A 24,713-nucleotide genomic window follows, 5' to 3' on the forward strand; every position below is an offset into this window, starting at 1 on the left:
GTAAACTTACTTGTTAAAGTGTATGATAAAGAGTAAGCAGTGCAACACTGCTTACCCTATAATCTTAGTTTATTCTTCTAATCTGATGTCTAGTCCAAGACCTTTTAATTCATGCATTAATACATTGAATGATTCTGGTAATCCTGGTTCTGGCATAGTCTCTCCTTTAACGATTGCTTCGTAAGTTTTAGCTCTACCAATAACGTCATCCGATTTTACCGTCAAGATTTCACGTAATGTACTAGATGCTCCATAAGCCTCTAATGCCCAAACCTCCATCTCTCCGAAACGTTGACCACCAAACTGAGCTTTACCTCCTAATGGTTGTTGCGTAATCAATGAGTAAGGACCAATAGAACGCGCGTGCATCTTATCATCTACCATGTGACCAAGTTTCAGCATATAGATAACCCCAACAGTTGCACGTTGGTGAAATCTTTCTCCTGTTCCTCCATCATATAAGTAAGTGTGTCCAAAACGTGGTATACCTGCCTCATCTGTAAGAGCATTGATTTGATCTAATTCGGCACCATCAAAGATTGGAGTCGCATACTTTTTACCAAGTTTTTGACCAGCCCATCCTAGTACTGTTTCATAAATCTGTCCAATGTTCATACGAGAAGGTACCCCTAATGGGTTCAATACGATATCTACTGGTGTTCCATCTTCTAAGAAAGGCATATCCTCATCTCTAACGATACGAGCTACAATACCTTTGTTACCGTGACGTCCAGCCATCTTATCTCCTACACGTAATTTACGTTTTTTAGCAATATATACTTTCGCCAATTTCAAAATTCCAGATGGTAACTCGTCCCCTACAGTAATCATGAATTTCTCTCTTCTTAGAACTCCTTGAAGATCGTTTAATTTGATTTTGTAGTTGTGGATTAAATCAGTAATCATACCGTTTGTATCCTCATCAGTTGTCCATTGTCCTTTAGTTAAGTGAGCGAAATCATCTACTGCAAATAACATTTTTTGAGTAAATTTCTTACCTTTTGGTAAAATCTCTTCTCCTAAATCATTCAATACACCTTGAGATGTTTTACCATTCACGATGAAGAATAATTTCTCAACTAAACGCTCTTTTAACTCGTTGAATTTAACTTCAAATCTAGTTTCTAATAAAGCCAATTCGTCTTTATCCTTAGAACGTTTACGTTTATCTTTTACTGCTCTTGCGAACAATTTTTTATCTAAAACAACCCCTCTTAATGATGGAGAAGCTTTTAATGAAGCATCTTTAACGTCTCCTGCTTTGTCACCAAAGATAGCACGTAATAATTTCTCTTCTGGAGTAGGATCAGACTCTCCTTTTGGAGTGATCTTACCGATAAGAATATCACCAGGCTTAACTTCAGCACCAATGCGGATCATACCGTTTTCATCTAAGTCTTTTGTTGCCTCTTCAGAAACGTTAGGGATATCATTAGTTAACTCTTCGTTACCTAACTTAGTATCTCTAACTTCTAAAGTATAGTCATCAATATGGATAGATGTAAAGATATCTTCACGTACTACTCTTTCACTAATAACGATAGCATCCTCGAAGTTGTAACCTTTCCATGGCATGAACGCCACTTTCATATTACGACCTAGAGCAAGCTCTCCTTGTTGAGTAGCATATCCTTCACAAAGTACTTGTCCTTTAGTAACTCTATCACCTCTTCTTACGATTGGCTTTAAGTTGATACTTGTACTTTGATTCGTTTTTCTAAACTTAATTAAGTTGTATGTTTTCTCATCTGGATCAAAGCTAATTAAACGCTCCTCATCAGTACGATCATACTTAATGATGATCTTCTGAGCATCAACATACTCAACAGTACCTTCACCTTCAGCATTAATTAAAACACGAGAATCTGAAGCTACTTGTCTTTCTAATCCAGTACCAACAATTGGAGATTCTGGACGTAATAAAGGAACTGCTTGACGCATCATGTTCGATCCCATCAACGCACGGTTGGCATCATCGTGCTCTAAGAAAGGAATCAATGAAGCAGAAATAGAAGCAATCTGATTTGGTGCAACGTCAGTATAGTGAACATCTTTTGGCTCAACTACAGGGAAGTCACCCTCTTCTTTTACTACTACTTTTTGCTCAGTGATAAATCCCTTTTCATCAACAGGAATGTTCGCTTGAGCGATTAACATACCTTCTTCCTCTTCTGCACTTAAATAAATAGGATCATTAACGATATCTACTTGCCCTTCAGTAACTGGACGGTAAGGAGTTTCGATGAATCCCATATTATTTACTTTAGCATAAACTGCTAAAGATGAAATCAAACCAATGTTTGGTCCCTCTGGTGTCTCAATAGGACATAAACGTCCGTAGTGAGTATAGTGAACGTCACGCACCTCGAAACCTGCTCTTTCTCTAGATAAACCTCCAGGTCCTAAAGCTGATAAACGACGTTTGTGTGTAATCTCAGCTAATGGATTCGTTTGGTCCATGAATTGAGATAACTGGTTCGTTCCGAAGAATGAATTAATAACTGACGATAAAGTCTTAGCGTTAATTAAGTCGATTGGAGTAAACACCTCGTTATCACGTACGTTCATACGCTCACGAATAGTTCTAGCCATACGAGCTAAACCAACACCAAACTGAGCAGATAATTGTTCTCCTACTGTTCTAACACGACGGTTAGATAAGTGATCGATATCATCAATCTCAGCTTTTGAGTTAATTAATTCAATCAAGTATTTAACAATAGTGATAATATCCTCTTTTGTTAAAACTTGTTTGTCAATTGGAGTATCAAGATTAAGTTTCTTGTTCATTCTATAACGACCAACTTCACCTAGATTGTAACGTTGATCTGAGAAGAACAATTTATCAATAATACCACGTGCAGTTTCCTCATCTGGCGGTTCTGCATTACGCAACTGACGGTAGATGTGCTCTACTGCCTCTTTTTCAGAGTTAGTAGGATCCTTCTGTAATGTATTATGTATGATGGCATAATCTGCCTGATTATTATCTTCTTTATGTAAAAGGATCGTCTTAACGTTAGCCTCAATGATTTCTTCGATATTATCTTTATCTAGGACTGTATCACGGTCTAAGATAATCTCATTTCTCTCAATTGAAACAACTTCTCCTGTATCCTCATCTACGAAATCCTCATGCCAAGTGTTTAACACACGTGCTGCAAGACGTCTTCCGCTATATTTTTTTAGTCCTGTTTTTGATACTTTAACCTCCTCTGCTAGGTCGAAAATCTCTAGGATATCCTTGTCTCTTTCGAATCCAATAGCACGGAATAATGTTGTAACAGGTAACTTTTTCTTTCTATCGATATAAGCGTACATTACACTATTAATATCGGTAGCAAACTCAATCCATGATCCCTTAAAAGGAATTACTCTCGCCGAATATAACTTAGTTCCATTTGCATGGAATGACTGTCCAAAGAAAACACCAGGTGAACGGTGTAATTGTGAAACTACAACACGCTCTGCTCCATTGATTACGAAAGTACCACTTGGCGCCATATACGGAATTGTTCCTAAATAAACATCTTGAACTATTGTTTCAAAATCTTCGTGTTCAGGATCAGTACAGTACAATTTTAAACGCGCTTTTAGCGGAACACTGTAAGTTAATCCTCTATCAATACACTCTTCGATTGAATAACGAGGAGGATCAACAAAGTAATCAAGGAACTCCAATACGAACTGGTTTCTTGTATCAGTGATCGGGAAGTTCTCCATGAAGGTATTGTATAAACCTTCCTTACCTCTCTCTTCAGATTTCGTTTCTAATTGAAAGAAATCTTTAAAAGACTTAACTTGAATATCCAAGAAATCTGGATATGCAGGTATATTCTTTGTAGAGGCAAAATTTAATCTTTCAGTCTGATTTGTGATCATCAATGGACAAAAAATTTTGATTAGAATTTGAATTGTTTTTACGCAAAATCTCTTTATACGCAAAATGGTTTAGGCCTGTGGGAAGCTTCCCAAGACCTAAACCTAAAATATTTTTTAGAAAAAAACTATTTAAGCTCTACTACAGCTCCAGCTTCTTCTAATGCTTTTTTAAGACCTTCAGCCTCATCTTTAGAAACTCCTTCTTTGATGTTAGCTGGTGTAGAGTCTACGATATCTTTAGCTTCTTTTAATCCTAAACCTGTTAATTCTTTAACAGCTTTAACTACAGCTAATTTAGAAGCTCCAGCTTCTTTTAATACTACAGTGAATTCAGTTTGCTCTTCAGCAGCTTCACCTGCAGCACCTCCTGCAACTACTACAGCAGCAGCAGCTGGTTCGATTCCGTACTCATCTTTTAATATAGTTGCTAATTCGTTAACTTCTTTTACAGTTAAGTTAACTAATTGTTCTGCGAATTGTTTCAAATCTGCCATTTTTCTATCTTTTAATGATTTGTAAAAATATAATTTATTAATGTGCGTTCTGATGAACTTTAAAAACTAGATCTAGTCGTCGACTATTCTTCGTCTTTAAATTGGTTTTTAAGAGCTGAAATAACTCTTTGAGCTGGTGATTGAAGTAATCCAATGATTTCTCCAATAACTTCTTCTTTAGATTTAATAGCAACTAATGCATCTAAATTGTTATCTCCGATATAGATTTCCTCGTTGATATAAGCTCCTTTTAAAGCTGGAATATCAGATTTTTTTCTAAAGTCTTTGATAATTTTAGCAGGTCCATTTGCAACATCTGCAAATAAAACAGCACTGTTCCCTTTTAAAGTAGAAGGTAGCTCTTCATAATTTCTATCTGAAGCTTCCATTGCTTTAGCAAGCAATGTATTCTTAACTACTTCAATTTTAATTCCAGCTTTGTTACAAGCTCTTCTTAAGTTTGAAGTAACTTCAGCATTCAATCCTGATATATCAGCGATATAGAAGATATTAGCGTCAGCTAACTTAGCCTTTAATTCTTCTATCGCTACTGCTTTCTGTTCTCTAGTCATACGAATAATTTTTTATTTACCAATTATACTGCTTTAGGATCTAAAGCAATAGCAGGGCTCATAGTACTAGATATATTAATAGACTTGATATAAGTACCTTTAGCTGCAGTTGGTTTCAATTTGATTAATGTTTGGATTAATTCAGCTGCATTCTCAGTAATTTTATCAGCTTCGAAAGAAACTTTACCGATAGATGCGTGAACAATACCAGTTTTATCAACTTTAAAATCGATTTTACCAGCTTTCACTTCTTGAACAGCTTTCGCTACGTCCATAGTAACAGTTCCTGTTTTAGGGTTTGGCATTAAACCTCTTGGCCCTAAAATACGACCTAAAGGACCTAATTTACCCATAACAGCAGGCATAGTGATGATTACATCAACATCTGTCCAACCGTCTTTGATCTTTTGTAAGTACTCATCTAGTCCAACATAGTCAGCCCCAGCAGCTGTAGCTTCAGCTTCTTTATCAGGAGTAACCAATGCTAACACTCTTACATCTTTACCTGTTCCGTGAGGTAACGTAACCACACCACGAACCATTTGATTTGCTTTACGTGGATCAACTCCTAAACGTACAGCGATATCTACAGACTCGTCAAATTTTGCAGAAGCAACTTCTTTAATCAATGCAGATGCATCTTTCAAAGAATATAATCTATTCTTTTCAATTTTAGCAGCAGCCTCTTTTTGCTTTTTCGTTAATTTTGCCATTTCTTCTTTCTTTTACAATTAAAAAGGAGCTGTTCCTGTTACTGATATTCCCATAGATCTTGCAGTACCAGCTATCATACTCATAGCTGCCTCAACAGTAAATGCATTTAAATCAGGCATTTTGTCTTCCGCAATAGCACGAACTTGTTCCCAAGTTACGCTAGCTACTTTTTTTCTATTAGGCTCACCAGATCCAGATTTCACTTTCGCAGCCTCTAATAATTGAACAGCAGCAGGTGGCGTTTTAACAACAAAGTCAAATGATTTGTCTTTGTAAACAGTAATTTGTACTGGTAAAACTTTGCCTGGTTTATCTTGTGTTCTAGCATTAAATTGCTTACAGAACTCCATGATGTTAACTCCAGCAGCCCCCAAAGCAGGTCCAACCGGTGGCGATGGGTTCGCAGCACCTCCCTTAACTTGTAGTTTAACTACTTTACTAATTTCTTTTGCCATTTCTTAAAAAAATTTGGCACATCTCATTTGGAAGCCAAGATGTGACTATTGTAACATTATAATTTTTCTACTTGTGTAAAACTTAATTCTAATGGTGTTTTTCTTCCGAAAATCTTAACCATTACTTCTAGTTTACGTTTCTCTTCATTAATGTTTTCGATTGTTCCATCGAATCCATTGAATGGTCCGTCGATAACTTTCACTGACTCTCCTACTTCATAAGGAATAGATCCTGACTCAACTTTTACAGCTAGTTCATCAACTCTACCTAACATTCTGTTTACTTCTGACTCACGTAAAGGAAGTGGATCTCCACCTCTTTCACCTCCTAAGAAACCAATAACACCTGTTATCGATTTAATAGCGTGAGGAACTTCTCCTGTTAAGTTAGCTTCAATCATAACATAACCTGGAAAGTAAACACGTTCCGTAGTCTTCTTTTTACCATCTTTTACAGTTACTACTTTTTCAGTAGGAACTAATACCTGTGATAAGTAATCTGATAAACCTAAACGAGTAATTTCAGTTTCGATATAATTCTTAACCTTATTCTCCTGTCCACTTACCGCACGAACCACATACCATTTTTTGACACTTGTATCAGCCATAATCTTTCTTTAATTTTCTCTATGCAGTAGCCCAATTATAAAATACTCCTAAAACTCTTCCGAACGCAGTGTCTACACCCCACGTTGCTAAAGAAAACAAAATTGCAAAAATAGCAACTATTATAGTGTATCGTTGAACTTCTGACCACGGAGACCAAGTAACATTACTTTTCAACTCTGTGAAAGCATCAGATATGTAATTAAAAACCTTTGCCATGTTAATATTGTTTTTGCACGGGTGGAGGGATTCGAACCCCCATCAACGGTTTTGGAGACCGCTATTCTACCCTTGAACTACACCCGTTTGTTAATAAAAGTCAGTGGCCGTAACCACTGACTTTTGGAACTTATTTATACTAAATAATTAGTCAATAATTTCAGTTACCTGACCAGCACCTACTGTTCTACCACCTTCACGGATAGCGAAACGTAAACCTACTGATAAAGCGATTGGGCTTAATAACTCAACAGTGATAGTTAAGTTATCTCCAGGCATAACCATCTCTACTCCTTCTGGTAATTGGATAGTTCCAGTTACGTCAGTTGTACGTACGTAGAACTGTGGACGGTAGTTGTTATGGAATGGAGTGTGACGTCCACCTTCTTCTTTTTTCAAGATATAAACCTCAGCTTTGAATTTAGCGTGTGGTTTTACTGAACCTGGTTTACAAATAACCATACCACGACGGATATCAGTTTTGTCAATACCTCTCAATAATAAACCTACGTTATCTCCAGCTTCTCCACGGTCTAAGATTTTACGGAACATCTCAACTCCTGTAATAGTAGAAGTTAATTTGTCAGCTCCCATACCGATGATTTCAACAGCATCTCCTGTATTAGCAACTCCAGTTTCGATACGTCCTGTAGCAACAGTTCCACGTCCTGTAATTGTAAATACGTCTTCTACTGGCATTAAGAATGGTTTCTCGTTGTCACGTACTGGCTCTTCGATCCAAGCATCAACTTCTTCCATTAAGTGTAATAATGCGTCAACCCATTTTTGCTCTCCGTTTAATGCTCCTAAAGCAGAACCTTGAACTACTGGTCCATTATCACCATCGTATTGGTAGAAAGATAATAAATCTCTTACTTCCATCTCAACAAGCTCTAATAACTCAGCATCATCAACTAAGTCAACTTTGTTTAAGAATACAACGATTCTTGGAATACCTACCTGACGTCCTAAAAGGATGTGCTCACGAGTTTGTGGCATTGGTCCATCAGTAGCAGCAACTACTAAGATAGCACCATCCATCTGAGCAGCACCAGTAACCATGTTTTTCACGTAATCCGCGTGACCTGGACAGTCAACGTGTGCATAGTGACGGTTTTTTGTTTGGTACTCTACGTGAGAAGTATTAATTGTAATACCACGCTCTTTTTCTTCTGGAGCATTATCAATTGAATCAAATGAACGAGCTTCTGAGAATCCTGCGTCAGCTAATACTTTAGTAATAGCAGCAGTAGTAGTAGTTTTACCGTGGTCAACGTGTCCGATAGTACCGATGTTTAAGTGCGGTTTCGAACGATCAAAAGTTTCCTTTGCCATGATTTAATAATTTAATCTTAGTTATATAATTAGTGTTCAAATATAATAAAAAAACCTGAGCCAATGACGGGATTTGAACCCGTGACCTCTTCCTTACCAAGGAAGCACTCTACCCCTGAGCTACACCGGCTTGATGCTTCTTATTCTCTGTGGGGAGAGCAGGATTCGAACCTGCGAAGGTTTCCCAACGGATTTACAGTCCGTCCTCGTTGGCCGCTTGAGTATCTCCCCTCAAACTGTGTTTGATATTACTTTTCTTTGAGCCGATGGAGGGACTCGAACCCACGACCTGCTGATTACAAATCAGCTGCTCTAGCCAGCTGAGCTACACCGGCAAATGACTCAATAGAAAAAGTCCGCTATTTCTAACGGACTGCAAATGTATATATTTTATTGATTAAAAAAAACAATTTACTTATTTTTTTAAATTAATGAGCTTTGATTTTCTCTTTGTGTTTTACCACTAATCGCTCTAGTGCATCTGCTCCAGCATCTACACCTTCTTCGAAAGTCTTACACGTTTTTTTAACAATCATCTCGTCACCCGGAACCAGTACTTTTATTTCTGTAATCTTATTTTCTTTTTCATTTGTGTTCTCTAATTTAAAAAAAACATCTACTGAAACTATCTTATCATAATACTTTTCGATTTTTGACAAACGCTCGTTTGCAAAATCTACCAACTTACGATCCACATTGAAATTAATAGCTTGAATGTTTACTTTCATAATTAACGGTTTTAAAAGGTTATTTTTCTTTATTCTTCCCTCTTGGATGCGAACTTTGATACACTTTCTTCAACTCACTTAGATTAATCTGCGCATATCCTTGTGTTGTTGATAAGCTTTCATGCCCCATTAATTCTTTAATTGAATTAATATCTGCTCCTCCTTCTAAAAGGTGCGTAGCAAAAGAGTGACGCAACATATGAGGGCTTTTCTTCTCCTTCGTTGTTGCATTACTAAAGTATGAATTTATTACTCGATAAACAAACATTTCATCAACTTTCTTACCAGATTCTGTTACCAAAAGTCCCTTAATACCCACCACAGAACTCAAGACTAAACTTCTTGATTCAAGATATTTTTTCAATAACACTTCTACACTACCTAATAATGGTACGATGCGCTGTTTTGACCCCTTTCCTAAAATACGCACTTGATGCAAATAAAAATCTATATCATCCACATCTAAAGCAACCAACTCTGCTCTACGAAGCCCAAGACAATACAACATCTCCACAATCAGCAAATCTCTCAGAGAATTAAAATCCTCCTTACCTTCAAACATCGTACGTACTGTATCAATCTCCTTTATAGAAAAAGGCAATTGCAACTTTTTTTCCACTTTTAAAGATCGATGTAAGTAAAGCGGATTAGTCTCTACCTCCCCTATCTTCAACAAGAATTTATAAAAAGAACTCAGCGCACTAGTCTTTCTATTTATAGACCGATTAGTCAGTCCCTCTTCAGATAACTTTACTATCCAGAGACGCACACCATCATATCCCGCCTTTAGATAATCTAATGACAGCAGCTCTAAGAAAGACACATAATCTCCAATATCGTTCTGATAAGCTAAAACCGTCTTGTCAGAATACTTTCTTTCTTTCTGTATATACTCAATAAACTTTTCTAAATTTTCAAACATAAAAAAAACCGTTGCAACAAAGTTAATACTTTATTACAACGGTTATTTTTTAATATTCAATACTTATTAGATTTCTACTGAATCTTTCAAGTGTTGAACGTATGCAGCTTTTTGCATTTTGTCTCTTTTAAGTACAGACGGTTTTAAGAATGCCTGACGAGATCTTAACTGACGTAAAGTTCCTGTTCTGTCAAATTTTCTTTTATAGCGCTTAAGTGCTCTATCGATATTTTCTCCGTCTTTAATTGGAATGATTAACATGTTTTCATACACCTCCTCTCATTAGTGGTGCAAAAGTAAAACTTTTTTTATTCATCACAATAAAAAAACAACTTTTTTTTTAAAAACATATACTTAAAGACAAATACTTATCGTTTATCTAAGAAATAAAGATAGAAAACTAACAGCCATAGAAACGAGTGTGAACATTCTTAGAACCTCTTACCTAATTATTACCCACTCTTTGAGGTTTCCCTCCCAAAAACAACAATTTCAAAAATTCTATACGAATACTTAAGATCACATTGTTTCCTATACTATCTACTAAGGTATTAGTACATAAAACAGCTGACCAAACAGCTAACTTCTATACACTTACCATCCTACTAAAAGCAAACCTATTCCTAAAGCTAAAAATGCTAAACACAGTGTGAAGAACAGATATTTAAAATAACCTTTAATCCCTTCTATTGCATACTCTAGCCCTTCTCTATCATGATTTCTAATGGCTGACTTTAAGCCTATACTATAGTTTAACATTCCTATTACAGAAACTAATTGAAGAAAAAACAAAATAGCTAAAGTGAAAACGACTATCATCTTATCTGAATATGCTATCCCAAACATAATCACTAATAAGACACTTAACATCAAATTACACACAGCTATAAACGCTCCCCATCTACCAATACTTCTCAAATATGACTGTATCTTTTGAGTAAACACAAATTCTTTTGTCATCATTCAAACAAATTAAGGTAAATCAATTATCACTAATGAATAAGCAATCCAGCCGATAAAAGAGGATACTAACAGCATAATAAATATCCCCATAATCCTCATACTCCAGCTCACGCTCATTAATCCACTCTCTAATAACTCCACATTATTCACATCCACAGCTTTTCTCAATTTCTTACTACTATTCATCAGGTGTACATTAATCAAAAAGAAAATCACACAACCCCCTGCTAATATTAAACAGGTATCTTCTGTCATTAGTCGATCATCTAACGCTGGGTTATCAAACATTGGGGGTTTTACCTTATACTTCATATAGTATAATGTATACCCTACTCCTCCTAAAGAAAGTAACATCGTCACATAACTTACCCGATTCATATAAGTTCCTAATAGTCCTAAACCACTATGCATAGAAGTAAGTACTTTTATATTACTCTCTGTGATTTGTTCGTAACCTTCATTCATTAATAATAGGTATTATTTATCCTCACCAAATTACTAAATAAATCTAGGACTACTATTATCCTTTTTACTTCTTACTAATTCTCCGCTAACCAGCTCTTAAATTCACTCACTCTTTCTCTACTCACAATCACCTCATCTGTATAATTCCTCATCGTTAGTTTTAATCGAGCAGTAGACAGTTGTACGATCTGTTCTATATAATCGATACACACTACTTGAGACCTATTCACTCGAAAGAACTTCTCTGGGTTGACCATTTTAATAGCTGCTTCTATAGAGCCTTCTTCTAGCAGATGAGTCTTTCCTTCTACTGTAGAGACATACACTCCTCTATCCTCTCTATAAAAACACACCACCTCATCTACCAACACCATCTTTATCTGCATCCCCACTTTTATCATCAGCCGTTTTGCATAACTATTCCCACCTATACTTTGCCTAAGGTTTTCTACGGTCTGTGTTGTACTGCGTTGTTGTGACTTGTATTTATTAATAGCACCTAATAGTTCTGTTGGCTCTATTGGCTTTAGTAGATAATCAATGCTGTTTAGTTTAAATGCCTTAATCGCATAGTGATCAAAACTTGTGACAAAGATGATAGCACTCTTAATCTCTACTTGTTCGAATATCTCTAATGACAGCCCATCCGCTAACTGTATATCAGCAAATATCAAGTCTGGGTGCTCATGTTGCACAAACCAAGGGATAGCCTCACTTACAGAATACAGCGTATGCTGTACTTCTAACCCAAGTTTTTCTAATTCTCTACTTAACAGCCTTGCTGCAGGCTTCTCGTCTTCTATAATTACTATTTTCATCAGCTGTCTTTTCTAACTAAAGGTATTCTAACGCTAAAACTATCTTCTAAATCTTTTATCACAATATCTTGTTTAAACAACAACAGACTTCGCTTAGACAAATTCTGAAGTCCTAATCCTGTTGAATCTACTTGTTTAGGCTTCGCACATCTTTCATTCCACAGCACTAAACCATTATCTTCTACAGTAAGTATCACACTAATTTTTCCATCAGAAGGAATTATATTGTGCTTTACTACATTCTCTATCAAAATCTGTAGACATAACGTAGGTACTTGTATATCGCTATAGTGCATCACCTCATCACTAACTCTGAAATCAATAGCATTATCATAACGCACATTGAGTAGATATACATAGTCTTTTATAAAAGCTACCTCATCAGATAGAGCACATGATGTATTGTCTAATCTTTCTAATACATACCTATAAATCTTAGAGAATGAGCGAGCGAACTGCTCTGCCTTAACTGGATCTTCTTGTATTGTACTTATTAACACATTCATATTGTTAAACAAGAAGTGTGGTGATAACTGCTCTTTCATACTCTCTATCTGACTCTTCTGTAACTCTATCTCTATTTCCTTATTCTTCAACTCTAACAACCTTAATTGATCGTTGTAAGCAAATATGAATACAACAAGTAAAACAAATACACTAATCAACACAATGGCTAAAAAGTTACCAAAGCGCATATGATCTCCATTGTAAAAGTCTTTAAACGATAAACCATAAAAGATATTGAGCATTATAGCTAAGAACAGATAATAGGCAGTAACAGAAGTAATGATACCATTTATAAAGAACGCTATATTACTAACCTTCTTACTTAACTGTCCTTTTATCTTTTTTTCATGCCTCTCTATCCCCCAACAAACTAAAGTGCTTGTAATAAAATTAGACAGATAGATCAGTACTGATAATACAAATGAAGAGAATGTAGATTTTTGAAAACGAGCATTGCCAAACAACTCAAAAAAACTCATCCCTTTATCTTGAAAAGAATAGTAAGATATCATTAAACTTAAAATCAATCCAAAGCTGGTAGCTAATAGAATATGTCGACGCCAATTAATAACCATAGTTCTCATGTATAAAAATCTAAATTACAACAAAGACAGTAACAATTATTTCCCTTTACACAATTCTTGTGTTTTTAATGCCCAATCTTTCCCCCATGATGGATAGAATGGCACATCACTCTTCTGTTTATCGAATAGTTCTATCGACTTCTCTAGCATCTTACAGTAATACCCCATATCTACCTTCATAAACTTAGCGCTATTAATCTGAAAACTTGCCACAGAGTACACCGCTCTCGGATTAGTAGGATCTAACTCTATCGCCTTATCATACGCTTTATTAATAATCGGAGTCTGTACCATCCCCTTATTCATCGGATCAGTAATTAACTCTAGTGTCTCATTCATTCCTTTTAATACATACCACTCACTTCCTCCCTTGTCTAACCATTGGTCTATTAGTACGCGATTAGCTGCTACGATATCTTCTATATTATCAGCCTTCGGATTACTAAATCCTCCTGTGATACTTATAAACACCTTGTAGTACACTGGTACCCAATTCTCCTTATCAGACATCGCTATGCGGTCTAGTATAGCCACTGCTTCTTTCGATTGCCCACTTTGCCATTGTTGCATCGCTTTTTGCATTCCTACCTCGTATTTAGATTGTCCGAAACTCACTACACTAAATACACCGAATAATAAAATCAATAACTTTTTCATCTTTCTAATTATTTAATTATACAACAAATCTACACTGACTATCAAATCTTTAAAAAAGAAACTGCGCGAACTGTTGTTTCTAATGTTTAAGTTGTTTTACAAATTCTCTAATTGGTTTTTCTTCTTATCAGCACTTATTGTCCACATAAACCCTACATATATAAATCGTTTCGCAGAGGCATTCGTGATATCAGGTTGTCCCCCTCGCTGATTAAACTGATAAGCATATACAGGGTTTCTACCCAACAAATTATCTACTGATAAGTACACTATCTTTTGCCCGCTGAATAGATAAGCCCAACTCATGCTTACATTGTGTATCGGGCTACTCTCATAAGTAGCTTTATTAATTGTATTCATATCGTGGAAGTGACGTGGACTACTGTAGTTATACGTCATACTCACCTGAGACTTCCATTGCTCTATCCAATACTTCGTCACCACAGAAAAATTGTGCTTCACTACATAAGACGGCTGTATCCATTCGTTCCAATACATCTCTTTACGTTGAGAGTCAATGTAAGTATAGGTTACCCAATAGCTAAAATTCTTAATCGTGATATTATCTTTCCAAAACAAGTCAAATCCCTTTGCATAGCCCTCTCCTAACTGAGCATACTCATTTGGCATACCCAGTGGAGTTAATAACAACTTGCTATAGTCTTTATAGAACATCTCTGCTCTCAATAGACGTTTTCTAAACTCATAAGTATAGTTCAGTATATAATGATTAGCCTGCATCCAGTCTTCTTGTTTCACTGCTAATGACTGTTCTAAGTTCATCGCTTGATTAAACACCCCATAAGAGAAAGACATCTGATGCTTAGGTGTCATCTGATACGTCAGCATCGCTCGTGGCTCCACTGTCCAATCTTCTATCTCTGAATACTTACTCGTTCTCAAACCAGCTCTCAATGACAAGTCTGATGTTATCTTCCAATTGTTCTCAAAAAACAATACCCATCTATTCGCATCCGTACCTAAGTCTTCCGCTCTACTTCCTTTACTTCTCGTCAAATCTAACTTAGAAGCCTGTACATCTACCCCAACAAAAGACTGAAACTGCCCATTCCACTGATAAGACAACTTCACCTTCTGATTCACATCCCAACTAATCTTCTTTACACTCAAATCATTGCTATCTCCTGTATAATCCATATACCCTAATCCCGTACCAATATCAAGTCTCATATAAGGAGTAAGCTTCTTAAAGAACACACTATTCATATACACATTACTCGACTTAAAGCCTAGTGTATCTACTCGATTACTTGGTTGTATCTCTTGCTCATACTTAATGGTAGAGAGGTCTACAGCAGTGTATAGTTTATATCCTCCGTCCTTAATCTCGCGCTTATACATCATCTCTACAGAAGCTGTAGAGAAAGGTTTTTTAGTATTATATCGCTGTTTTACCACTGCAGTATAGACTCCTAAGTTTAGATAGTTTAGACTATATGACAGCGAGTTCTTGCCCCATTGATGTGTCTGCGCGAAGCTCCCTCCTACAGTAGAGATAGAGTAATCTCTACGTGACGGATCTATCTCATCTGATGTATCTAACTGTAATACTCCTGATAACGCATCTCCAAACTCTGCGCTATATCCTCCTGCTGAGAAAGACATCCCCTTAAACAGAAATGGATTAAACTTAGAACGCACAGGTACATTCCCCACAGAAGAGGTATAAGGTTGAAACACCCTTACACCATTGACGAATATACCACTCTCCTCTGCTCTACCTCCACGTATCAGTAGTCTCCCATCTTCTCCATTGGTCTGTGCTCCTGGCATCGTACTTAGGACTCCCATAATATTACCAGGGCTACCCGCAGTACTCACTACATCCATCGCATTTAATACTATACTCTCTGCGCGTTCTCTCTTATTCTTACTATTCGTAGTAATAAGTATTTCTCCCATCACCTCATCTTGCCCACTTAACACAAAATATTCATTATAATTCTCCTTTGTATTAATCTCTACATCTAGATTTCCATACTGTGGGTGCATTAACCTCAGTACGCCACTCACTACTGTATCTGTAACTATAAAACTAAAATACCCTTTCACATCAGTCAATGCTCCTTCAAAGCTATCTTCAAGGTACACATTCACATTCTCGATTGGTTTATTCTTATCGTTCACCACTGTACCCGATAATTTAATCTGTTGTGCCTGCACAGCACCTAAACACATGGTTAATAACAAACATAATAGTGTTCTCATCTTTCTTCTTGATTAATTCTATCACAAACGTAATCTGACAACACAACTTCTAAAAAAACGAGTGCGTGAATGGAAGTATTTACTGCGCGAATGGGAGATTGATTAACGGTTTACTGTTATCGGTTCACAGTTTTAGTAATGTGGATAAACTAGAGCTAGGTATCTTGAGATGTTTATTTATTCTTGCTGACTTATAACCATAAAAAAACGGTTAATAGCTTTTAACTATTAACCGTTTTCATATACTAACTCAGATAAAGAATGCTATATTGAATGGAGTAGGTTTAAAACATAACATTTAATAACTATATACTACAAGTCTTATAATATGAGATTCCTCCTTCGTCGGAATGACAAACTAGACAGATAGAGCTTATCCTTTTTAAAAAAGCTTATGAGAAACAATTCATTAGTACCTTACATCAAACAAGAATCAATATTAAGACTGTATTATGTTAGACACAAAGTATTATGTTTCTACCGTGCTATTACATACAACACGCCTATATGACCATCAAAGTAAAAGTCATTCACAAACTTCTCTATCTTACGAACCCTATAATGACTGTCATAACTAAATTAATTACAAAGAATAAACAGATAACAAACAATAACTTTCGAATAGTACTGAAAGTTTCTTCTAAAAATTCTTCAGAATTATGAATAATGGTCTTTCTGATTCGTCTACTTAAAAAGAACAAATGCATACATGAATAACTACTTAATACAAAACTTAACAGATTCATTAAAACAGGCAGATATTCTTGTTTTGATAACCTCACAAATAGTTCAAAAAAACTGACTAAACTAATGACTCCACATACAACAATTAAAGGTATAACCCACTTACTAATACGTTTTAAGTAAAGTAGTGATTGTTCTGTTAGTACTAACTTTTGATTGCTATCTTCACTATGTTGATTTACTTGATTATTCATGACTTAATAACTGAGAAAAAAATTATAAATGCAGTAATAATACCTACTAAAACAGAACTAGTGATAAGTATAGTTATCCTACTAAGATTACCTAAACTATATTCTAATTTATTACTGTTCTTCATCTCTAAAGCTATTTTTAAAGATGTACTAAATCTATATAGAAGATAACATATATACACAAATATTAAGAAGGCTAATAAGAAACTCAATCCTAAACCAAACAATTTACCATCTATAAAACCCGCTATTATGATAAGGAAAAATTGACTCATTAAAGGTTGAAGTGTATCACTTAAAAAAAGATCAAATAGTATTACTAACAATACCTGTGATAAAATCAAGATTAATAACGCTTTTGCTAATACTCTTATCCGTTTTAATTGGCCAATAGACATAGCTGATATCCCTAATTCTTGCTTTGTATATTCTTTTATTTCTTTATCCATTTCAGTTCTATTTTTTTATACTATTTAGACATAAAGTATTGTATCTCTACCGTGTTATTACATACAACACGCCTATATGCCCATCGAAGTCAAAATCGTTCTCATAGACTAGTCCTATCTTCTCTAATACTTTGATTGATGCAATATTCTCTTTCATCGCTCTACCGATAATACGGTGTAGCCCTAAGGCTGTAAATCCATATTCTAAACACGCCTTTGCGCTCTCTGTAGCATACTCCATATTCCAATACTCCTCATAGAAGCGAAAGCCTATATCTGTCCTATCTATATCAGCATTGTACTTTAGTCCACACCATCCTAAGAACACATTATCCTCTTTTCGGATGACTGCCCATCGTCCATATCCGTTTCTCTCATAATCACTATAATTAGCTAAGAAAGTATGCGCATCATCCACACTGTCAAAAGCATCATCCCCTGTATAGCGCATCACATTAGGGTTAAGGTTTAGCTGATAAAAGTGCGCTGCATCTGCAGTAGTTAATTCTCTTAATACTAATCGATCTGTTTCTAAAACGCTCTTCATACCTAGTCATATTTCTACTATGTTAATATTACGAATATTTAATGAAGTAACAATTCATAAACTCCTTATAAACATCCTATTCATTTTACAGTTGACCTACTTTGGAGAAAATGATCTGATTTGGTTAAAATAGATATTTATGAGAAAACGATAATCCTTATCAACTCTTTATTGACAAGGCTTACAAGAAATTGGTTACGCTTTATTAAGCAGTTTGTTCGGAAGTTGTTCGGAAAAACCTCGGTTTTTACTAGGATAAAGCCCCCTTTTCCGAACGACACTAAGTCTGTCTCCGAACCAAACTATATCTACAAAAACATATCATTACTAATATCCTATATCACAACTCCTCACCTCCACTACCATATATATGGTATATTCTGAAAATGACTAATAAAAAACAAGGTTTATAAATATCTTTGCTTTGAATAATTTAGTACTTTAATCAAAAATACAGGTATCAGAATATGAAGAAATTCTTTAGTAATACTATAGTAAAACTTTTACTAGGGGTGATAGTTGGTCTAGTCATAGGACCATATCTTACAGACAGCTTACTACAAATCATTTTATCAACGAGACATATACTAGGTCAGATCATTCTGTTCTTAGTACCGCTGATCATTCTAGGATTCGTAGTGTCTTCTATCGCTAAACTAGACAAGGGACAGACTGGTATAATCGGTTTCTCTATTATTATTGCTTACTTATCTAGTATCGGAGCAGGGTTCTTTAGTAGTACACTAGGGTTTAACATTATCCCTCACTTACAGATAGAGAACAATGTAGAGACTCTTAAGGAGCTTCCTGAAATGTTGTTTAAGTTAGATATACCACCAGTTTTTGGAGTGATGACTTCTCTGACACTTGCCTTAATGATCGGTATCGGTATTCTATGGACAGAGTCTAAACCGCTAGAGCGCGCATTTGATTCTTTTAAAGATATCGTATTGTTATTAGTGAATAGGGTATTAGTACCAGTATTGCCATTCTATATTATGGCAAACTTTGCATTACTTAGTTATGAAGGGTCTATACAGTCACAGCTACCTGTGTTCTTAACTGTGATTCTTATCGTGATAGTGGCACACTTCATTTGGTTAGGTGTGTTATATACGATAGCTGGGATATACTCTGGTAAGAATCCATGGGAAGTTATTAAACATTATCCTTCTGCTTATCTAACAGCTGTAGGGACGATGTCTTCAGCAGCTTCTCTAGGAATGGCTCTTCAATCTGCACACAAAAGTAAAGTGCTAAAACCTGAGATAACGAACTTTACTATTCCGTTCTTCTCTAATATACACTTATGTGGATCAGTATTGACAGAAGTATTCTTCGTGATGACTGTATCTCAAGTGTTATATGGTACATTACCTACACTCGGTACGATGATCTTATTCGTACTACTGCTAGGTATCTTCGCTATCGGAGCACCTGGTGTACCTGGAGGTACTGTAATGGCCTCATTAGGTATCATCGCTTCGGTACTAGGTTTTGACGATGCTGGTATCGCATTAACCTTAACGATATTTGCATTACAAGATAGCTTCGGTACTGCATGTAATATTACAGGAGATGGAGCACTTAGCCTTATGGTAACAAAATACAGTGATAAATAAAGATAATGAGGGAAGGCCTGTGCTTTCCCTTTTTTATACCTTCTACGCTATGCTAAAGAAATTAGTAAACAATACTATCGTTAGATTAATATCAGGAGTAATCATCGGTCTATTAGTAGGACCTTATCTAAATGATATTCTACTTCAAGTCATCTTATCAACGAAACATATTTTAGGACAACTAATCTTATTTTTAGTTCCTTTAATCATCTTAGGATTTATCGTATCGTCTATCGCTAAGCTAGACCAGAAGTCTTCTGTTATTATAGGGTTCTCCCTAGCTATAGCCTATATATCGAGTGTCGGAGCAGGACTATTCAGTGGTTCATTAGGATACACTATATTACCTTGGCTAGATATCCCCTCTACTGCTGCTACGGGAAGAGCATTACCTGAGATGCTTTTTAAACTAGACATTCCACCTATATTCGATGTGATGACTTCCTTAGTACTTGCACTAATGATAGGTTTAGGTATACTATGGACACAGTCTAAACCATTAGAGATAGCTTTCGATCATTTTAAAGAGATTGTGTTATTATTAGTCAATAGAGTACTAGTGCCTTTATTGCCTTTATACATTGCATGTAATTTTGCTTTGCTTAGTTATGTAGGTAGCATACAGTCCCAATTACCTATATTCTTAATCGTGATTATCATCGTGATCTTAGCTCATATCATATGGATCGCCATCTTATACACGATTGCAGGTCTGTACGCTAAAAAGAATCCGTGGGAAGTACTCAGACATTATGGATCAACCTATCTAACTGCGCTAGGAACGATGTCTTCAGCGGCTAGCTTAGGTGTAGCACTACAATCAGCACATAAGAGCAAGGTACTAAAGCCGGAGATTACGAACTTCACTATTCCGTTCTTTTCTAACGTACACTTATGTGGTGCTATGGTTACAGAGACCTTCTTTGTGATGACAGTATCCTTAGTCCTTTATGGGCATTTACCTGATGTTAGCACATTGATTCTCTTTGTGCTTTTACTAGGTGTATTCGCTCTAGGAGCACCTGGTGTACCTGGGGGAGCGCTAATGGCATCCTTAGGATTAATAACCTCTATGCTGGGCTTCGATGATACAGGGATAGCATTAGTATTAACCATATTCGCACTACAAGACAGTTTTGGTACTGCGTGTAATATAGTGGGTGATGGCGCATTAAGTCTTATGGCAACAGCCTTTCATGAACGACAACAAAAAAGGGAAGCTCAGTAGCTTCCCTTTCTTATATATCGCCTAATCTGATTAGTCTTTTAAAATGTTACGAGAGATAACTAATTTCTGAATCTCTGTAGTTCCTTCTCCGATAGTACACAACTTCGAATCACGGAAGAACTTCTCTACTGGGAAGTCCTTAGTATATCCATATCCTCCATGGATTTGGATCGCTTCTGTAGATACTTTCACACATACTTCAGACGCATACATCTTCGCCATCGCTCCGATCTTAGTCATTGGTTTGTTATTGTTCTTTAAGAAAGCTGCTTTGTGTAATAATAACTCAGAACACTCAATCTCTGTAGCCATATCCGCTAATTTAAAACCGATAGCTTGGAATTGGCTAATTGGTTTTCCGAATTGAACTCTTTCTTTTGAGTATTTCAATGCTGCTTCATAAGCTCCTTTAGCAATGCCTAATGATAATGCACCAATAGAGATACGCCCTCCATCTAATACTTTCATCGCTTGAATGAACCCTTCTCCTACTTCTCCTAAACGGTTAGCATCAGGTACACGACAATTATCAAAGATAAGTTCTGCAGTCTCAGATGCACGCATTCCTAATTTATTTTCTTTCTTACCACTAGAGAATCCTGGTGTACCCTTCTCTACTACGAAAGCTGTCATCCCGTGAGAATCACCTTTCTCTCCTGTACGAACGATAACAACTGCAACGTTACCCGAGATAGCATGAGTGATAAAGTTCTTCGCTCCATTTAAGATCCAGTGATCACCATCTTTCACAGCTGTAGTACTCATACCTCCTGCATCAGATCCAGTGTTGTGCTCTGTCAATCCCCATGCACCGATCCACTCTGCTGTCGCTAGCTTAGGTAACCATCTTTTCTTTTGTTCTTCATTCGCAAATGATAAAATATGATTAGTACATAATGAGTTATGTGCTGCTACTGATAAACCAATAGATGAGTCAACTTTAGAAATTTCTTCTACGATAGTGATATATTCGTGGTAACCTAGTCCAGATCCTCCGTACTCTTCAGGAACTAAAACTCCCATATATCCCATCTCTCCTAGTTTTTTAAATAAATCTACAGGAAAGATTTGAGCTTCGTCCCATTCCATAATATGTGGGCGAATATGTTGTTCTGCAAAGTCTCTTATAGATTGAGCAATCATTGCTTGAGTTTCATTGTATTCAAAATTCATGGTTGATAGTTTTAATTCGTAAATCTCAAATATAAACTAATTATATCAATTTTGTCAATAGGGAATTTCTCAATTTGTAGTAATCCTTCTTTATTAACAAAATCTCCATTCATACTCCTGTGCTTAACTACTTCTCTTGCGATATAATAATTCATATAGGGTAATTCTTTCAATTGATTTATAGAGGCTTCATTGATATTTAAAGTTGTAACAGTTGGTGCATTCATCACTTTAAAATGTCTATATAATTCATTTACAACTTCTTCAGAAAGCCCATACACAAACTTTAACTGCTGTATGGACACAAAACCACCGTACTTCTCCCTTTCTTTCATAATCTTATCGGCATAATACGGGCCTATTCCTCTGACTTTCTGTAAGTCTTCTAAAGTTGCACTATTTATACATATTGCTACTATAGGGACATCTACTTTAGGCTTACTATACTCAACATATTCTCGTTTAACCTTAGGGTTATTCACCCAATCTGGGAACTTAAAATAAGTACTATAGGTTTTCAACCATTCGTCTGATACTTGAGTAACTTGTTGAAATTCTTTAGCAGAATTGACATACCTATTCTCCTTTCGGAATAATAATAACCGATCTATCTCCGCTGTAGACATTCCTAAAACAAAGCCTCGATAATCTGTAATAAAGTTGGGGTTAAAAGGATAGATCGTATCTCGCTTAGCTATGGCAATAGTATTAATACTATCTAATAGACTAATCTGCTTCTGATACTCATCGTTAAAAAGAGTGGAATACTGCTCAACTATTTGCAGATCGGATGACCTAGGATAATAGATATAAAGCTGAATGGCAATCACAAGGAGCACTAAAAAGAAAAGGCCTCGCTTCTGTGACTTCGTGTAGTAGTAAAATCTTTTTCTGTAGTTAGATAACATCTCCTCTTTTTACAGGAAAATTACAAGATTACTATCTAACTCACATACAGTATTCAAAGAGATTTATAGGTCGAACACTGATGTTCTCTTTGTATAGATTAAGTCTTTAATACGAGCTAAAAAAGCTAAAGTAAGATATAAAGCAAAAGCTAGTCCTAAGGTAAAGAATGATAAATAGATAAAGAACAGACGCACACTAGTAGCGCGCATCCCTAATCTATCCCCTAGACGGCTAGATACTCTGAATCCTCTTTTCTCGAAATAGTGTCTTAAACTAGTAACCATACCTATATCATATTAACTAGACAAAGATAAACAATATCCATCACAGCGAAGTGAACTATGGTGTATGATTAACTTTTTTTGAGAAATTCTTTCCCTACAGCACACTCTATACATCGATTACTATCACAATACTTCTTCTTTAGATGAACTAGAGCTTGGCTATCTACAGCATTAATCGCTGTTATATTATAACTAGAGAATAAACTGACGATACTGTTCTTCTCCGCTTTTATGCTTTCGGCTAGTGTTATAATATCACTAATATCGTAATCTTCATGCGATATCGACTTCTGATAAATAATCTGCATCGGTAAAATGACATTGATAATTACTAAATCAATAAAGTCTTTAGTCAGCTTCTTAGCCTGTTTCTTACTTACTTTATTAAATACATAATGTGTCTCCCAATATGAACTCACTTTTATATCAAATAATTGATAGAAATAATCTAAATCTGTTGTTGTCAGTATCTTTACAACAGGGATCTGCTGGTGATATAACCAACTACTCAGCTGTGCTAATCTAATAGTAGGAAAATTAGGTGGTCTAAGCTGAAAGAATCGTATAGGAGATGGGGATGATACTGAAATAGTATATTTATGTCTTAAGAAGATCCATTCTCTTTTTATGTCTTTTACGTAGTCATCCTCTAGCTCATACTCTTCTTCTAACAGACCTGTTACTCCAAACAATAGGGCTTCTATTTGTAACAAGGATTGGGATTGTTTATAAATAGACACTATAGGTAGATGTCTTACTGCATCATAGAATGCTTCGCCATTCGCGTTCAAACCAAAGCTCTTAGCTAGAAAACAAAAGAATACATGTTCCCAATGATTATTTGTTTCTAAAAGCAATTGTTCCATTGGTTTGGTTTTTTCTATCAACCGTTCCAGAAACAACTTCTCTTTCCAGAAGGTCCAGATACATGGGTCAACTGCTCCTATGCTATCTTCACAGTTTAAGTGATTCTTGCGCAAAAAGAGTTGAGTACATTTCTCTAATACTTGTTGATCTACATAGTTCTTCAAAACGAAAACAGATATCTCACTGCCATCTAATCTAAAAACTGGAATATCATATTCCCAAACTACGTGTAGTATCACACTATCATAACGTTGATCTCGCTCGTGATGATGTGCATACCAGTCAGAAGCCTTAATATGTATCTCTACATTTCCCGCCCATTCCTGATCAGCAATGCATATTCTTGCATTAAAAAAGTCAGGCCCATCTAGACCTGTAAAAGTCCCTGTAGAAAGTATATTGAGAGATTCATTAGATGTTGTATATAAGTCTTTAGAATTGAACAACTGATTTGCCCAAACATAATGTAGAAAAGCTTCTTTCATAAAAGTATTCTCTTATTGATTATATTCAATTCGTTTTCTCTATTTTTATAAAAAACTATAA

General features: G+C 35.8%; 26 protein-coding genes and 4 tRNA genes. 2 read left to right on the top strand and 28 right to left on the bottom strand.

The window, feature by feature from the left end:
• Positions 1–69: 69 nt before the first annotated feature.
• The 24 genes from rpoB to MYRA21_RS03465 all read right to left on the bottom strand — a co-directional run bounded on the left by rpoB (position 70) and on the right by MYRA21_RS03465 (position 18,084).
• The gene (rpoB, locus tag MYRA21_RS03350; protein ID WP_006259588.1) at positions 70–3,882 is read right to left on the bottom strand and encodes a DNA-directed RNA polymerase subunit beta; all 3,813 of its coding nucleotides are present in this window, start codon (positions 3,880–3,882) and stop codon (positions 70–72) included.
• Between the two features lie 125 nt (positions 3,883–4,007).
• Positions 4,008–4,376 carry a 50S ribosomal protein L7/L12 gene (gene rplL / locus MYRA21_RS03355; protein ID WP_016650374.1) on the bottom strand — a complete coding sequence of 123 codons (369 nt, stop codon included), beginning with the start codon at positions 4,374–4,376 and terminating at the stop codon, positions 4,008–4,010.
• 83 nt (positions 4,377–4,459) lie between these two features.
• Positions 4,460–4,948: a 50S ribosomal protein L10 gene (rplJ, locus tag MYRA21_RS03360; RefSeq protein ID WP_006259590.1), complete on the bottom strand. Its 489-nt coding sequence runs from the start codon at positions 4,946–4,948 to the stop codon at positions 4,460–4,462.
• Between the two features lie 23 nt (positions 4,949–4,971).
• The gene (gene rplA, locus MYRA21_RS03365; protein WP_006259591.1) at positions 4,972–5,661 is read right to left on the bottom strand and encodes a 50S ribosomal protein L1; all 690 of its coding nucleotides are present in this window, start codon (positions 5,659–5,661) and stop codon (positions 4,972–4,974) included.
• An 18-nt stretch (positions 5,662–5,679) separates the two neighbouring features.
• The gene (gene rplK, locus MYRA21_RS03370) at positions 5,680–6,117 is read right to left on the bottom strand and encodes a 50S ribosomal protein L11 (RefSeq protein ID WP_006259593.1); all 438 of its coding nucleotides are present in this window, start codon (positions 6,115–6,117) and stop codon (positions 5,680–5,682) included.
• Positions 6,118–6,173: 56 nt separating this feature from the next.
• On the bottom strand, positions 6,174–6,725 hold the full coding sequence (nusG, locus tag MYRA21_RS03375) for a transcription termination/antitermination protein NusG (protein ID WP_006259594.1): 552 nt from the start codon (positions 6,723–6,725) through the stop codon (positions 6,174–6,176).
• Between the two features lie 19 nt (positions 6,726–6,744).
• Positions 6,745–6,942, bottom strand: coding sequence for a preprotein translocase subunit SecE (gene secE, locus MYRA21_RS03380; RefSeq protein WP_006259595.1), 198 nt, complete (start codon positions 6,940–6,942; stop codon positions 6,745–6,747).
• Between the two features lie 16 nt (positions 6,943–6,958).
• Positions 6,959–7,029 (bottom strand) — tRNA-Trp (locus MYRA21_RS03385).
• Positions 7,030–7,089: 60 nt separating this feature from the next.
• Positions 7,090–8,277 (bottom strand): elongation factor Tu, encoded by a 1,188-nt coding sequence (tuf, locus tag MYRA21_RS03390; protein ID WP_006259596.1) that lies wholly within the window; start codon positions 8,275–8,277, stop codon positions 7,090–7,092.
• Between the two features lie 58 nt (positions 8,278–8,335).
• Positions 8,336–8,407, bottom strand: a tRNA-Thr gene (locus MYRA21_RS03395).
• Between the two features lie 20 nt (positions 8,408–8,427).
• Positions 8,428–8,508 (bottom strand) — tRNA-Tyr (locus tag MYRA21_RS03400).
• A 30-nt stretch (positions 8,509–8,538) separates the two neighbouring features.
• A tRNA-Thr gene (locus MYRA21_RS03405) sits at positions 8,539–8,612 on the bottom strand.
• Positions 8,613–8,705: 93 nt separating this feature from the next.
• Positions 8,706–9,005 (bottom strand): ribosome hibernation-promoting factor, HPF/YfiA family, encoded by a 300-nt coding sequence (gene hpf / locus MYRA21_RS03410; RefSeq protein WP_006262106.1) that lies wholly within the window; start codon positions 9,003–9,005, stop codon positions 8,706–8,708.
• Between the two features lie 19 nt (positions 9,006–9,024).
• Positions 9,025–9,927, bottom strand: coding sequence for a tyrosine-type recombinase/integrase (locus MYRA21_RS03415; protein WP_039328549.1), 903 nt, complete (start codon positions 9,925–9,927; stop codon positions 9,025–9,027).
• Between the two features lie 66 nt (positions 9,928–9,993).
• The gene (gene rpsU, locus MYRA21_RS03420; RefSeq protein ID WP_006259599.1) at positions 9,994–10,188 is read right to left on the bottom strand and encodes a 30S ribosomal protein S21; all 195 of its coding nucleotides are present in this window, start codon (positions 10,186–10,188) and stop codon (positions 9,994–9,996) included.
• Positions 10,189–10,521: 333 nt separating this feature from the next.
• Positions 10,522–10,890, bottom strand: coding sequence for a hypothetical protein (locus MYRA21_RS03425; protein WP_230456765.1), 369 nt, complete (start codon positions 10,888–10,890; stop codon positions 10,522–10,524).
• Between the two features lie 9 nt (positions 10,891–10,899).
• Positions 10,900–11,355 carry a hypothetical protein gene (locus tag MYRA21_RS03430; protein ID WP_006259601.1) on the bottom strand — a complete coding sequence of 152 codons (456 nt, stop codon included), beginning with the start codon at positions 11,353–11,355 and terminating at the stop codon, positions 10,900–10,902.
• Positions 11,356–11,429: 74 nt separating this feature from the next.
• Positions 11,430–12,173 (bottom strand): LytTR family DNA-binding domain-containing protein, encoded by a 744-nt coding sequence (locus tag MYRA21_RS03435; protein ID WP_006259602.1) that lies wholly within the window; start codon positions 12,171–12,173, stop codon positions 11,430–11,432.
• Complete coding sequence (locus MYRA21_RS03440) at positions 12,173–13,255, bottom strand: sensor histidine kinase (protein WP_235280035.1); 1,083 nt, start codon at positions 13,253–13,255, stop codon at positions 12,173–12,175. Before MYRA21_RS03440 ends, MYRA21_RS03435 begins: the two co-directional genes overlap by 1 nt.
• Before the next feature lie 45 nt (positions 13,256–13,300).
• Positions 13,301–13,921 carry a tetratricopeptide repeat protein gene (locus tag MYRA21_RS03445; protein WP_039328552.1) on the bottom strand — a complete coding sequence of 207 codons (621 nt, stop codon included), beginning with the start codon at positions 13,919–13,921 and terminating at the stop codon, positions 13,301–13,303.
• Between the two features lie 96 nt (positions 13,922–14,017).
• Positions 14,018–16,150, bottom strand: coding sequence for a TonB-dependent receptor (locus MYRA21_RS03450; protein WP_039328554.1), 2,133 nt, complete (start codon positions 16,148–16,150; stop codon positions 14,018–14,020).
• 542 nt (positions 16,151–16,692) lie between these two features.
• Positions 16,693–17,088, bottom strand: a complete 396-nt coding sequence (locus MYRA21_RS03455; protein ID WP_006266909.1) for a hypothetical protein — start codon at positions 17,086–17,088, stop codon at positions 16,693–16,695.
• Positions 17,085–17,537 (bottom strand): hypothetical protein, encoded by a 453-nt coding sequence (locus tag MYRA21_RS03460; RefSeq protein WP_039328556.1) that lies wholly within the window; start codon positions 17,535–17,537, stop codon positions 17,085–17,087. Before MYRA21_RS03460 ends, MYRA21_RS03455 begins: the two co-directional genes overlap by 4 nt.
• Positions 17,538–17,583: 46 nt before the next feature.
• A complete protein-coding gene (locus MYRA21_RS03465) occupies positions 17,584–18,084 on the bottom strand; it encodes a GNAT family N-acetyltransferase (RefSeq protein ID WP_039328558.1) in 501 nt (166 codons plus the stop codon).
• Between the two features lie 467 nt (positions 18,085–18,551).
• Between MYRA21_RS03465 and MYRA21_RS03470 the strand changes: the two genes are divergently transcribed.
• A complete protein-coding gene (locus tag MYRA21_RS03470; RefSeq protein WP_039328560.1) occupies positions 18,552–19,706 on the top strand; it encodes a dicarboxylate/amino acid:cation symporter in 1,155 nt (384 codons plus the stop codon).
• Positions 19,707–19,755: 49 nt separating this feature from the next.
• On the top strand, positions 19,756–20,934 hold the full coding sequence (locus tag MYRA21_RS03475) for a cation:dicarboxylate symporter family transporter (RefSeq protein WP_039330387.1): 1,179 nt from the start codon (positions 19,756–19,758) through the stop codon (positions 20,932–20,934).
• A 30-nt stretch (positions 20,935–20,964) separates the two neighbouring features.
• Here MYRA21_RS03475 and MYRA21_RS03480 read toward each other — a convergent pair whose 3' ends face one another.
• From MYRA21_RS03480 to MYRA21_RS03495, 4 genes are all read right to left on the bottom strand, one after another.
• Entirely contained in the window at positions 20,965–22,107 is a 1,143-nt protein-coding gene (locus MYRA21_RS03480) for an acyl-CoA dehydrogenase family protein (protein ID WP_006259611.1), read from the bottom strand.
• Between the two features lie 11 nt (positions 22,108–22,118).
• A complete protein-coding gene (locus MYRA21_RS03485) occupies positions 22,119–23,015 on the bottom strand; it encodes a ComEA family DNA-binding protein (RefSeq protein ID WP_006259612.1) in 897 nt (298 codons plus the stop codon).
• Between the two features lie 63 nt (positions 23,016–23,078).
• Positions 23,079–23,300 (bottom strand): hypothetical protein, encoded by a 222-nt coding sequence (locus tag MYRA21_RS03490; protein ID WP_006259613.1) that lies wholly within the window; start codon positions 23,298–23,300, stop codon positions 23,079–23,081.
• A gap of 68 nt (positions 23,301–23,368) precedes the next feature.
• Positions 23,369–24,652, bottom strand: coding sequence for a DUF2851 family protein (locus MYRA21_RS03495; protein WP_006259614.1), 1,284 nt, complete (start codon positions 24,650–24,652; stop codon positions 23,369–23,371).
• Between the last annotated feature and the right edge of the window lie 61 nt (positions 24,653–24,713).

This window comes from Myroides sp. A21 (genome assembly GCF_000807225.1).
In the GTDB taxonomy this organism is placed as follows: domain Bacteria; phylum Bacteroidota; class Bacteroidia; order Flavobacteriales; family Flavobacteriaceae; genus Flavobacterium; species Flavobacterium odoratimimum.